This window comes from Actinoallomurus sp. NBC_01490 (genome assembly GCF_036227085.1).
Taxonomy (GTDB): Bacteria; Actinomycetota; Actinomycetes; order Streptosporangiales; family Streptosporangiaceae; genus Actinoallomurus; species Actinoallomurus oryzae.
On the sequence record NZ_CP109433.1, the window covers coordinates 1,245,311 to 1,257,217 of the forward strand.

Here is an 11,907-nt window from a genome sequence, read left to right on the forward strand (position 1 = left end):
GGAACTGTGGATGAAGGTGGTGATGTCCCCTGTCCCGAGGCCTTCTGTCGCCGGCGGGGAGACTGATCGGCGCCCATCCGGCCTGCCTGCGGGTAATGTGCGACACGTGACCAACCGGCCTTCGCTCGATGACATCCGGCGGGCCCCCAAGGTGCTGCTCCACGATCACCTGGACGGGGGGCTCCGCCCGGCGACCATCGCCGAACTCGCCCGTGAGACGGGCTACGACAGGCTGCCCGCCACCGACCCGGACAACCTGCGCGCCTGGTTCGCCGAGGCGTCCGACTCCGGCTCGCTGGAGCGCTACCTGGAGACCTTCGACCACACCGTCGGCGTGATGCAGACCGCCGAGGCGCTGACCCGGGTCGCGTACGAGTGCGCCGAGGACCTGGCGCGCGACGGGGTCGTGTACGCCGAGGTCCGCTACGCCCCCGAACAGCACACGCGCGGCGTGGGCGGCGACGGGTCGCGCGGGCTGTCGCTGGAGCAGGTCGTCGAGGCCGTGCTCAAGGGCTTCGCCGACGGCGGCCGTGACTTCGGCGTCCGCGTCGGCGTGCTGCTGACCGCCATGCGTCACCAGGCGCGCAGCATGGAGATCGCCGAGCTCGCGGTCCGCTACCGCGACGCCGGGGTGGTCGGCTTCGACATCGCCGGCGCGGAGGCGGGATACCCACCCACCCGGCACCTCGACGCCTTCGAGTACCTCCAGCGCGAGAACGCCCACTTCACCATCCACGCGGGCGAGGCGTTCGGGCTTCCGTCGATCTGGCAGGCCATCCAGTGGTGCGGCGCCGACCGGCTCGGTCACGGCGTCCGCATCATCGACGACGTCACCGACCGCGACGGCGAGCGGCCACAGCTCGGCCGGCTCGCCGCGTACGTGCGCGACAAGCGCATCCCCCTGGAGATGTGTCCCAGCTCCAACGTGCAGACCGGCGCCGCCAAGTCGATCGCCGCCCACCCCATCGGGCCGCTGCGGCGTCTCTACTTCCGCGTCACGGTCAACACCGACAACCGGCTGATGAGCGGCACCACGCTGTCGGAGGAGTTCGCCAAGCTGGTCGAGGCGTTCGACTACGGCTGGGACGACCTGCAGTGGTTCACGGTGAACGCCATGAAGTCGGCGTTCATCGGCTTCGACGAGAGGCTGGAGCTCATCAACGGCGTCATCAAACCCGGATTCGCGCAGCTGAAGTGGCGTTCGCACTCATGAGCGCCGGCGTGTTCCCCAAGGCGGCGCCCGGCGCCCGTACGTTCCGTTCCGGCGGCATCCGGTTCTGCGGCTGGGCCTGGATGGTGTTCGCCGTCCTCAACCTCGCCGACCTGGCCTGGCGGGGCCGCGACATCGCGTCGGCGGTGGCCGCCGCGGTGATGCTGCTGGGCTGCGGCATCGCCTACGCCGTCGCCCTGCGCCCGCGCATCGTCGCCGACGACGAGGCCGTCCGCTTCCACAACCTGCTGCGCGACCTCCACCTGCCGTGGGGGACGGTCGACCGCTTCGAGGGCGGCGACGCGGTCTACGCGTACGTCGGCGAGGAGCGGCACCGCGCCTTCGTACTGCAAACCTCCCCGCGTGCACGGGCCAAACAGGAACTGAAGGCCCGGCGCGAGGACAAGAAGCTGCCCGAGCCCGTAGCCGAGTACATGCGCGGCCGCACGGCCACCGACTTCACCGTAGAGCAACTCCGCGAACTGGCCGCCGAACACAAAGACGCCGAACACACCCCGGTGACCTCAACCTGGGCATGGCCCGCAATCATCGCCCTGGCCGCCCCAGCCATCCTGACCGCGGTAACCATCATCATCGCCTCAACCTGACACAAGACGACAAAAGGCGAGGAAGCCCTTCCCCCGCCCGCGCCAAAAGGCCGTCCTCAGGGGCAAAAAGAAAGGCCATCCTCCGGCAGCAACCCGTAGGGGACATGGGAGGCGTAGCCCTTCACATCGGCCGTGCCAGCAGGCCGTCCTGGAAGGAAAAAAGAAAGGCCCCTCTTCGGGCAGAAACCCGTGGGGGCGTGGGAGGCGTAGCTCTTCACATCGGCCGCGTCAGTAGGCCAGCCTTTCTGGACAAAAAGAAAGGCCATCCTCCGGCAGCAACCCGTAGGGGGAATGGGGGGCGTAGCCCTTCACATCGGCCGTGCCAGCAGGCTGTCCTGGAAGGAAAAAAGAAAGGCCCCTCTTCGGGCAGCAACCCGTGGGGGCGTGGGAGGCGTAGCTCTTCACATCGGCCGCGTCAGTAGGCCAGCCTTTCTGGACGAAAAGAAAGCCCGCCTCCTCCGACAGTAACCCGTAGGGGGAATGGGGGGCGTAGCCCTTCACATCGGCCGTGCCAGCAGGCTGTCCTGGAAGGAAAAAAGAAAGGCCCCTCTTCGGGCAGCAACCCGTGGGGGGCGTGGGGGGCGAAGCCCCTCACATGGGGGGTTCCAGGGGGTCGCCCCCTGGGCTAGCACGAAGAGCGGGCCCCACGGCCCTGCACCAGCAGGGCATAGGCCCCCGGCCCCGCGAGCGGACGACGGGATTCGAACCCGCGACCCTCACCTTGGCAAGGTGATGCTCTACCAACTGAGCCACGTCCGCGTGACCCCGTAAGAATACCGGATCCTCAGACGAGTCCGGCGTCATGGGCGAGCAAAGCGACCTGAACCCTGTTGTTCAGATCCAGCTTGGTGAGCAGCCGTGAGACGTGCGCCTTGACGGTCGCGACGCTCATGTACAGGTCGGCGCCGATCTGCGCGTTCGACTTGCCCTGCCCGATGGCGACCACGACCTCGCGTTCCCGCTCGCTGAGCTGGTCGAGCAGCGCCAGCGCGGGGCTGCGCCGCACCTCGGTGACCTGCGCGATCAGTCGTCGCGTGACGCTCGGGGACAGGATCGGATCGCCGGCCGCGACCTTGCGGATGGCGTTGATGATGTCGGCCGGCGGGGTGTCCTTCAGCAGGAAGCCGCCGGCCCCCGCCCGCAGGGCCCGTACGACGTGCTCGTCCGCGTCGAACGTCGTCAAGATGATGATCTCCGGCGCGTCGTCGCGGCGCCGTACCTGCTCGGTGGCGGCCAGCCCGTCCACCCTCGGCATCCGGATGTCCATGAGCACCACGTCGGGCGCGTGCTCGGCCACCAGCGCGCCGACCTTGTCACCGTCGTCGGCCTCGCCGACGATCTGCAGATCCTCGGCCCCGGCGAGCATCATCGACAGCCCCGTACGGACCAGGGCGTCATCATCAACGATCAGAACGCGGATGGTCACGCCGCACAGACTAGTGCCGTGTCAGTCAACGTTTGCCTCGTTGGGGAGGCGGGGTTGGCTGATCCTCGCTGTGGTGGGCGAGCGACTCCCCACTTTTGGTGGGACGGGCTACGGTCGGCCAGGGGACCCCGGGTGCGGTGCCGTGATGGGGGATCGCCTGGGGTCACGCCGGGACCGGCCGGCACCGGGGAGGTGCCGTCCGGCTCGACGGTGCGTGATCACCACCGGGAAGGGATTGCCGGTGGTGGTGGTGCCGCCCGGTCCATGCCGGGCGATGTTGGCGCCGCCGACCAGGTCGCGGTGCCTGTTGAACCCGCAACGAGTGCAGGTGAAGTTCCGGTTCTTGGGTTTTGGGACCCGCCGGTGGCAGGTGGGGCAGGTCGAGGAGGTGCCCCGCTCATCCACCAGCACCAGGTCGATCCCGGCTTGTTCGGCCTTGTCGGTCAGGCATCGGATCAGGTGCCCGATCCGCCAGGCCTGGACTCGTTGGTTGTGCCTTCGCCCCGCTTTGAGGGTCAGGACGCCGCGCGGGTCACCGACCGCCAGTGTGCCGATCCGGCGTGCGACGGCCCAGTCGATGACGGTTTTGGCGGCCTCGTGCTGGGCTTGGCGGACCCGACGTTTGTGGGCGGGCTTCGAGTTTGCGTTGCCGGGCCCGCAGTCTCCGCCATCGGCGTGACCCGGCCTGGCCCGGTTTGGGTGCCCGCTGCGCCATCGTGCGCTGCCGGTGTTTGGTGTCACGCAGGTGGAGATGGGTTTCGGCGCGGATGGCCCGTCCCGACACCACCAGGCCCTCCCCGTCCGGCCCGGCCACCGCGAACGGGTGAATCACCCCCGGGTCGACTCCCGCCACACGGTGTGGGTCTGGCTCCTGGCCCGATGGATAGGTCGTGACGGGGACTTCGGCGGTGACATCGACGAACAACCGGCCGCCCTCGTACACCAACGTGACCGACCGCACCTGCTCGGGCGGGTAGGGGACCGGCCGGGCCAACCGCACCCACAACGGCAAGTTCCCGCGACCGGTCGGGAGCCGTAGCCGCCGACCGTCGAGGGTGAATGTGCCGTGGTAGTACCGCACCGGCATCAACCGGCGTTTCCGCCGCGGGTACCGTGCCGTTTCCTCGCCGTCTTTGCGGCGTTTGGCCGTGGCGAACCAGGCGTCGCTGCAGCGCCGCAGCACCGACCGTGCCCCGACCGAGTCCAACTCCCCGAACGTGCCCGGCCCCGCCGCCGACAGCTCCCGGCACAACGCCTGATAACCCACAATCGGCGGCAGCTCCCGCTGCCGCCGCCAGCGGTTCATATCCAGCACACACGCCCCGGCCGAGATCCGCAGACCGACACGGGCGGTCCGCAGCAACACCTGCCCAACACCATCGTCACGTCGAGGCACCAGATGATTACAACAGGCGCATACGACAAATCCCGGCCCTCCAAGCCACCGCACAAACTCAACAGCCGACTCGCGCACCGACAGGGCAAACGTTGCCTGCTTACGGCAGGTACTAGTCGTGTCCTCGGCCGATCAGCCCCTTTCGCCCGATCCGGGGAACGGCCCTTTCACTCCGGCGGTTCAGGAGGCGGGCCAGGGGAGCCAGGCGCGGACGCGGAAGTCGCCCTGGTGCGTACGGCCGTGTTCGAGGCGGCCGCCGGCCAGCGTCGCGCGTTCGGTGAGGCCGATCAGGCCCGCTCCCGCGCCCGGGATCTCCGGGGCGGCCTTCACCAGCGGGTTGCACACCTCGACCGTCAGGCCGGTGCCGGCCGCCCCGTCCACCATCACCTGAACGGCCGCGCCGGGCGCGTGCTTGCGGGCGTTGGTCAGCCCCTCCTGCACCGTGCGGTACGCGCTGCGGCCGATGTTGGCCGGGACCATCGTCACGTCGCGGATGCGGTTCTCCCAGCGCACGGCCATGCCGGCGCGGCGTGACTCGTCGATCAGGGCGGGCAGGTCGGTGAGGCTGGGCTGCGGGCGTTCGGGCGCGGCGTCGCTCGCGTCGTCGCGGAGAACGCCGATCACCTCCCGCAGGTCCTGGAGCGCCTGGTGCGCGCTGGCCCGGATCACCCCGGCCGCCTGCGCGATCTCCTCCGAGGGCGCGTCGGGGCGGAACTCCAGCGCGCCCGCGTGCACGCTGAGCAGCGAGATCCGGTGGGCGAGCACGTCGTGCATCTCCCGTGCGATGCGGGCGCGCTCCTGGTGGCGGGCCTGTTCGACGCGGAGCTGCTGCTCGGACTCGGCCCGTACGGCGCGGTCGCGCAGCGACAGGACGAGCTGCCGCCGCGCCCGGACGAACATGCCCCAGGCGACGACGGCGCCGATGACGATGACCGTCCACAGGACGCCGACCCAGTACGACTCTCTCGGATCGGGATAGAACGCCGAGTAGATCGCGCCGCTGACGAAGTGTGCGGCGGCGACCAGCGCGACCGTACGGAACCGCCGGTGGACGGCGACGGTGAACACCAGGATGGCCCCCGCGCCGGTCGAGGTCGTCGAGACGGTTCCCAGCAGCGCGAGGACGAGCGCGATGGGCACCGGCCAGCGCCGGCGCCACCAGAGCAGCAGGCACGCCACCGCGCCGAGGGCGACGTCGGGAAGCCGCGGCGGATGGTGGGCCGGGTGGGGCCCGTGCCCGGTGATGTACAGCATGAAGGCACCGAAGCCGGACGCCAGCAGGAAGCAGAGGACGTCGATCACCCAGTCACGGGCGGACCGGCGCACGCGGTCCTCGCCGCTTGCCAGCAGTGCGGGAAGCAGCCAGGGGTATTCCGGCCGGGGGGCCTCGGTGCCGCTCATGGTCCCCTACGGTAAGCGGGCCGCCGGGCTGCGCCTAGCGACCAAAGTAGGCGCTCGGTTAGCCGGGAGTAGCAGCCGCTGGCCTGCGCGGACGCGCTCCGGACGACCCGGCCGGAAGCCCGCGCGCCGGCGTTCGCCGAACGCCTCTCAGAGACCGCCCGAAACCCCATGCCCCGCCTCGCCGCGTCGACGCCTGGACGGGAGGAGGGTTCCGGGCGGTCGGTCAGAGCCCGAGGGCGTCCGCCACGGCCTCGCGGAGGGCGGTCAGGTCCGCGGCGGCCTTCGTACGGGCCTCGTCCGCCGAGGACGTCACCGGGACGACGACCTCCAGGTAGCACTTGAGCTTCGGCTCGGTGCCCGACGGCCGGACGATCACGCGTCCGCCGCCGGACAGGCGCAGCCGTACCACGTCCGCCGGGGGCAGACCGTCGAGGCCCTCCGCCAGGTCGTCGATCTCGGTCACCGTACGGCCCGCGAGTTCGCCCGGCGGTGACTTCCGTAGCCGCACCATCGCGTCCGTGATGACCGACAGGTCCTCCACCCGTACGGACAACTGTGCCGTCGCGTGCAGGCCGTACCGCCGCGCCTGGTCGTCCAGCAGGTCCAGCAGCGTACGGCCCGACTCTTTGGCCGAGGCGGCCATCGCGGCCACCGTGAGGGCCGCGCCGACGCCGTCCTTGTCGTGTACGGGCACGCCGTCGTCGCCGCCGACCGAGTAGCCCAGCGCCTCTTCGTAGCCGTAGACGAGCCGGTCGCGGTCGGTGCCGGCCTTCATGATCCATTTGAAGCCGGTCAGCGTCTCGGCGTACCGGACGCCGTGCTCGGCCGCGATCTTGCGCAGCAGGGACGAGGACACGATCGTCGTGGCCACGAGCCGGTCGGGCCCGTCGGTGTGCCGCAGGACGTACTCCGCGAGCAGCCCGCCGACCTCGTCTCCGGTCAGCATCCGCCCGCCGGCCGCGACCGCGCACCGGTCGGCGTCCGGGTCGTTGGCGATCACCAGGTCGCGGCCCTTGCCGAGGGCGAGCGCCAGGTCCATGGCGCCGGGCTCCTCAGGGTTCGGGAAGGCCACGGTCGGGAAGTCCGGGTCGGGGACGGCCTGTTCGGCGACGACGCTCGGCTCCGGGAAGCCGCACCAGGCGAACGCCCGGCTCAGCACTTCGCCGCCCACGCCGTGCAGCGGGGTGTACGCGGCCGTCACGTCGCGCGCCGTGCCGAGGGGCAGCCGGGCCAGCGACCGCAGGTACGCCTCCACGATCGTCTCGTCCAGCACCCGCCGGCCGGTGTCCCGCGGCAGCTCGTCCACCCGGCCGACCGCGTCGATCGCCGTGGAGATCTCCCGATCGAGCGGCGGGATGATCTGCGCGCCGTCCTCCCAGTAGACCTTGTAGCCGTTGTCCTGCGGCGGGTTGTGGCTGGCCGTGACCATGATCCCGGCGGCGCAGCCCAGGTGGCGGACGGCGTACGCGAGGACCGGCGTCGGCAGCGGCCGGGGCATCAGGTGCACGGTGATCCCCGCGCCCGACAGCACGGCCGCGGAGTCCTCGGCGAACACGTCGGACTTGTGCCGCGCGTCGTAGCCGATCACGACCGAGACGCCGCCGGAGGACTCTCGGAGGTCGTCGCGAGAGGTCAGCACCGCGGCGAGGCCAGCCGCGGCGCGCATGACCGTCACGCGGTTCATGCGGTTCGGACCGGCACCCAGCGCGCCGCGGAGCCCCGCCGTGCCGAACTCCAGCTTCGCCCCGAACCGCTCGGCCAGCGCCGCCGGGTCGTCGAGCAACGCCCGCAGCTCCGCCCGCGTCTCCGGGTCGGGATCCTGATCCAGCCAGGCTTCGGCCCGCGCCCTGTCGCCGCCGTGCATGTGCGTCTCCCTCACAGGCCGCGGATGAGTTTTCCGAGGAGTTCGCCCATGCGTGTGGCGGAGGCCCGGCCGGCGGCCAGGACCTCCGCGTGGTCCAGCGGCTTTCCGGCGAGCCCGGCGGCGATGTTGGTCACGAGCGAGATCCCCAGAACCGCCGCGCCGCCTTCCCGCGCCGCGATCGTCTCCGGGACGGTCGACATGCCGACGAGGTCCGCGCCGAGCGTCCGCAGCATCCGGATCTCGGCCGGCGTCTCGTACGAGGGGCCGGGCAGCGCGGCGTACACGCCCTCGTCGAGGCTCGGGTCGATCTCCTTGGCGAGGGTCCGCAGGGCGGGTGAGTAGGCGTCGGTGAGGTCGATGAAGTTCGGCCCGGCGATGGGATTGTGGCCGGTGAGGTTCAGGTGGTCGGAGATGAGCACCGGATCGCCGACCTTCTGCCGCTCGGGCCGCATGCCCCCAGCCGCGTTGGTCAGCACGACCGTCTTCACGCCCGCCGCGAGGGCCGTACGGACGCCGTGGGCGACCGCCGCGGGCCCGTGGCCCTCGTACAGGTGCGTGCGGCCGAGGAAGACCAGAGCGGTCTTGTCACCGATCTCGACGAGGCGGATCCGCCCGTAGTGCCCCGGCACCGCCGGCGGCGCGAACCCGGGCAGCTCGGTCATGTTCACCTCGGCCGCGGGCGCACCCAGCGCGTCGGCGGCGGGAACCCAGCCCGAACCCATGACGAGGGCGACGTCGAACGCGTCGGCGGAGATGTGACGGCGCAGCCCGTCGGCTGCCCAGCGGGCGAGATCGTAGGCGTCGTTGCTCACAGCCGCCAAGATTACCCAGGTCTGGCCCGTTTCCGATCAGTCGCCGAGGGACTTGCAGGGCCGGGTGCGGAGTTCTTTGACGTAGTCGTCCGGAGCCCCGGCCTTCTCCGCCGCGTCGGCGAGAATACCCAGGTAGCGGGCGGAGGGCAGGCCGCCCTCGTAGTCGTCGAGGACATAGAGCCACGCGAGCACGTCGCCGTCGAGCGTGGCGATGCGGACGCGGATCTTGCGGTAGACGCCGAGCGCGGCGCCCTCCCACTCGTCCAGCGCCTGTTCGTCGAACTCCGGCACGTCGTACAGCACCACGAAGACGTGCTCGCCGGAGGCCTCGACCACGGTGGCCAGGGCGCCCTCGAAGCCGACGTCCTCGCCCCCGAAGGTCAGCCGCCAGTCCTGGAGCCAGCCGGTGGTGCGCAGGGGCGAGTGCGGAGCCCGCTCCGCCATCTGGTCGGGATCCATGTTGGAGGCGTACGCCGCATACAAGGCCACGATCGCCCAGGGTACGGCCTTGACGGGCGTCGCGGCACGTTAACTCCCGGAGTGCGGGAGAATGAAGCATGTGAGTACACGCATAGCCATCATCGGAGGGGGCCCGGGCGGCTACGAGGCCGCGCTCGTCGCCGCGCAGCTCGGCGCCGATGTGACCGTCATCGAACGCGACGGCCCCGGCGGTGCTTGCGTGCTGACCGACTGTGTGCCCTCCAAGACACTCATCGCGACATCCACCCGCATGGCGACTCTCTCGGAGTCCGCCTCGCTGGGCGTCCGGTTCTCCGGAGGTGCCGACGGCGTCGTCGGCGGCCTCGAGGTCGACCTCCCACTCGTCAACAAGCGCGTCCGTGAGCTCGCCTGGGCACAGTCCGCCGACATCGAGGACCGGGTCTCCGCCGAGGGCGTCCGGATCGTCCACGGCGCCGCCCGCCTCGTCGACCCGCAGATCGTCGCCGTCGGCGACGAGCGGATCCAGGCCGACGTCGTCCTCATCGCCACCGGCGCGACCCCGCGCGTGCTGCCGGGGTCCGAGCCCGACGGCGAGCGCATCCTCAACTGGCGCCAGCTGTACGAACTGCCGGAGCTCCCCGAGCACCTGATCGTCGTCGGCTCCGGTGTGACCGGCGCCGAGTTCGCCGGCGCGTACCTCGCTCTCGGGTCCCGGGTGACGCTTGTCTCCTCCCGTGACCACGTGCTGCCCAACGAGGACGAGGACGCCGCCCGCGTGCTCGAGGACGTCTTCCAGCGCCGCGGCATGGAGCTGCTGGCCCGTTCGCGGGCGGCGGGCGTCCGTCGCGTCGGCGACGGCGTCGAGGTGACGCTGACCGACGGCCGCAAGGTCGAGGGCTCGCACTGCCTCATGACGGTCGGCATGGTGCCCAACACCAAGGGCCTGGGCCTGGAGGAGGCCGGCGTACACCTCGACGACCGTGGCTTCGTCCAGGTCGACAAGGTCTCCCGCACGTCGGCGGCCCACGTGTACGCCGCGGGCGACTGCACCGGCGTCCTGATGCTCGCCTCGGTCGCCGCGATGCAGGGCCGGATCGCCATGTGGCACGCCCTCGGCGAGGCGGTGCAGCCGCTGAAGCTCGGCTGGGTGGCCGCCAACATCTTCACCGATCCCGAGGTCGCCGCGGTCGGCGTCACGCAGGCCCAGATCGACTCGGGCGAGGTGCCGGCCCGCATCGTGAAGCTGCCGCTGTCGACCAACCCCCGCGCGAAGATGCAGGGCTTCCTCGACGGCTTCGTGAAGCTGTTCTGCCGGCCGGCGACGAGCATCGTGCTGGGCGGCGTGATCGTCGCCCCGCGCGCGAGCGAGCTGATCCTAGGCCTGTCCATGGCCGTCCAGCAGCACCTGACGGTCGACCAGGTCGCCCACACCTTCGCGGTGTACCCGTCGGTCTCCGGCAGCATCACCGAGGCCTCCCGCCGCCTGATGCAGGAGTCGGCCTACTAGGACGCTGTGGCGTCCCGGCCGGCGACGTCCCGGTCAGAAGTACGTCGAGGTGAGGTCGCCGGTGGGCCAGGTCTTCACCGCGTTCGCGGCCGTGTGCAGCGCGGGGTCGATGTCGGAGTGGCTCGGGGCGCTGCCCTCCTGCCGCTGGTCGAACAGCACCGCCCACGCCAGCCCGTCGTAGCGGCGCACCAGCAGCGTGCTCGTGCCCGCCAGGCTCCCGTCGTGCCAGGTGTTCATGCCGGTGCCGCCGGTGACCGGTCGTACCATCCAGCCGCACCCGTAGTACCAGCCGTTGCTGTTGACCCCGGTCTCGGGCTTGGCGAACGCCTGCTCGATCGAGGCCGCGGTCAACACGCTCGTCCCGCCGTCGTAGATCCCCGCGCATGATGTCGGCCTGGCTGATCGGCAGCGCGACGCCGAGCGCCTTGGCGATCGTCGCGTCCTGGAACATCGGGTCGGGAGAGATGGCGCGGTCCCAGCCGCCGAGGTGCTGGAGCAACCGCAGCACCGTCACGTCCTTCAGCCGTGGGTCGGCCGTGGTCGACAGCCCGAGCAGCGTCGCGACCTGGTCGGTGAGCTTCAGCTTCTCGTCCTGGACGAGCCGGAGCACGGCCGTCGCGGTCACCGGCTTGGAGATGCTGGCGATGCGGAACAGCGAGGTGGCTGGGTGGTGAGGCTCGCGTCGTCGCTCCACGTGTAGCCGCGGGAGAGCACGAGCTTGCCGTTTCGGACGACCGCGAGCTGCCCACAGGGGATGTTCCGGTCGCGAAGATCATCTACCTTAACGGGATTCGGGGGCTCGACGGCGGCGACGCCGGCCATCCACAGGATGTGGACGACCGTCAGCGTTCGGAGCCGTCGGGGACCGGCCACGACCGTCAGCGTGCGGGGCCGTCGGGGCCGTGACCGTCAGCGTTCGTGGCCGTCGGGGACCGGTAGGCCGTGCTGGCGCAGGCGGGCGCGGCGGATGTCGTTCGAGTTGACCATCACGACGAAGGTGCTGCTCAGCAGGGCCAGCAGGCCGACCGCGACGCGGATGCCCCACGAGGCGGGCAGCAGGCCCAGGAGCACGCAGACCGGCACCATGAGCGCGAGGTGGCGGGCCAGCATGCGGCCGCGCCACCCCGCGTCGGTCAGGTCGTGCCGGACCCAGCTGTGGTTCTCCTCCGGCAGCCGGAACCCCGCGGCGTAGCGGACACGCCGCAGGGGGCCCGGGTCGCCGGGCAGCCGGCTCAGGGCCGG

The 11,907-nt window shown here is 71.0% G+C and carries 12 protein-coding genes, 1 tRNA gene and 1 pseudogene; 3 read left to right on the plus strand and 11 right to left on the minus strand.

Features of this window, described 5'->3' with window-relative positions; genetic code table 11:
• Positions 1-106 precede the first annotated feature (106 nt).
• Together OG417_RS06395 and OG417_RS06400 are read left to right on the plus strand one after the other, a co-directional pair.
• Positions 107-1,213, plus strand: coding sequence for an adenosine deaminase (locus tag OG417_RS06395; protein WP_329251102.1), 1,107 nt, complete (start codon positions 107-109; stop codon positions 1,211-1,213).
• Positions 1,210-1,818, plus strand: a complete 609-nt coding sequence (locus tag OG417_RS06400) for a hypothetical protein (RefSeq protein ID WP_329251105.1) — start codon at positions 1,210-1,212, stop codon at positions 1,816-1,818. Before OG417_RS06395 ends, OG417_RS06400 begins: the two co-directional genes overlap by 4 nt.
• Before the next feature lie 686 nt (positions 1,819-2,504).
• On the opposite strand, the gene OG417_RS06405 is transcribed toward OG417_RS06400, so the two are convergent.
• The 8 genes from OG417_RS06405 to OG417_RS06435 all read right to left on the minus strand — a co-directional run bounded on the left by OG417_RS06405 (position 2,505) and on the right by OG417_RS06435 (position 9,206).
• Positions 2,505-2,577 (minus strand) — tRNA-Gly (locus OG417_RS06405).
• Positions 2,578-2,602: 25 nt separating this feature from the next.
• Complete coding sequence (locus OG417_RS06410; protein WP_329251108.1) at positions 2,603-3,244, minus strand: response regulator transcription factor; 642 nt, start codon at positions 3,242-3,244, stop codon at positions 2,603-2,605.
• Between the two features lie 108 nt (positions 3,245-3,352).
• Positions 3,353-3,823 (minus strand): zinc ribbon domain-containing protein, encoded by a 471-nt coding sequence (locus OG417_RS54220; protein ID WP_442875741.1) that lies wholly within the window; start codon positions 3,821-3,823, stop codon positions 3,353-3,355.
• Positions 3,777-4,610 carry a hypothetical protein gene (locus OG417_RS06415; RefSeq protein WP_329251111.1) on the minus strand — a complete coding sequence of 278 codons (834 nt, stop codon included), beginning with the start codon at positions 4,608-4,610 and terminating at the stop codon, positions 3,777-3,779. Before OG417_RS06415 ends, OG417_RS54220 begins: the two co-directional genes overlap by 47 nt.
• Positions 4,611-4,820: 210 nt before the next feature.
• Entirely contained in the window at positions 4,821-6,041 is a 1,221-nt protein-coding gene (locus tag OG417_RS06420; RefSeq protein ID WP_329251114.1) for a sensor histidine kinase, read from the minus strand.
• Between the two features lie 223 nt (positions 6,042-6,264).
• Positions 6,265-7,905 carry a phospho-sugar mutase gene (locus tag OG417_RS06425; RefSeq protein ID WP_329251117.1) on the minus strand — a complete coding sequence of 547 codons (1,641 nt, stop codon included), beginning with the start codon at positions 7,903-7,905 and terminating at the stop codon, positions 6,265-6,267.
• Positions 7,906-7,916: 11 nt separating this feature from the next.
• A complete protein-coding gene (locus OG417_RS06430; RefSeq protein ID WP_329251121.1) occupies positions 7,917-8,717 on the minus strand; it encodes a purine-nucleoside phosphorylase in 801 nt (266 codons plus the stop codon).
• A 36-nt stretch (positions 8,718-8,753) separates the two neighbouring features.
• Positions 8,754-9,206 (minus strand): gamma-glutamylcyclotransferase, encoded by a 453-nt coding sequence (locus tag OG417_RS06435; RefSeq protein WP_329251124.1) that lies wholly within the window; start codon positions 9,204-9,206, stop codon positions 8,754-8,756.
• Between the two features lie 70 nt (positions 9,207-9,276).
• On the opposite strand from OG417_RS06435, the gene OG417_RS06440 reads away from it, so the two are divergent.
• Positions 9,277-10,665, plus strand: coding sequence for an NAD(P)H-quinone dehydrogenase (locus OG417_RS06440; protein ID WP_329251126.1), 1,389 nt, complete (start codon positions 9,277-9,279; stop codon positions 10,663-10,665).
• Positions 10,666-10,698: 33 nt separating this feature from the next.
• Here OG417_RS06440 and OG417_RS06445 read toward each other — a convergent pair whose 3' ends face one another.
• The 3 genes and pseudogenes from OG417_RS06445 to OG417_RS06455 all read right to left on the minus strand — a co-directional run bounded on the left by OG417_RS06445 (position 10,699) and on the right by OG417_RS06455 (position 11,901).
• Entirely contained in the window at positions 10,699-11,019 is a 321-nt protein-coding gene (locus OG417_RS06445) for a hypothetical protein (RefSeq protein ID WP_329251127.1), read from the minus strand.
• 133 nt (positions 11,020-11,152) lie between these two features.
• A pseudogene (locus OG417_RS54225) lies at positions 11,153-11,359 on the minus strand (serine hydrolase); the annotation flags it as partial.
• 215 nt (positions 11,360-11,574) lie between these two features.
• On the minus strand, positions 11,575-11,901 hold the full coding sequence (locus tag OG417_RS06455) for a DUF5313 family protein (protein WP_329262136.1): 327 nt from the start codon (positions 11,899-11,901) through the stop codon (positions 11,575-11,577).
• Positions 11,902-11,907: the final 6 nt, after the last annotated feature.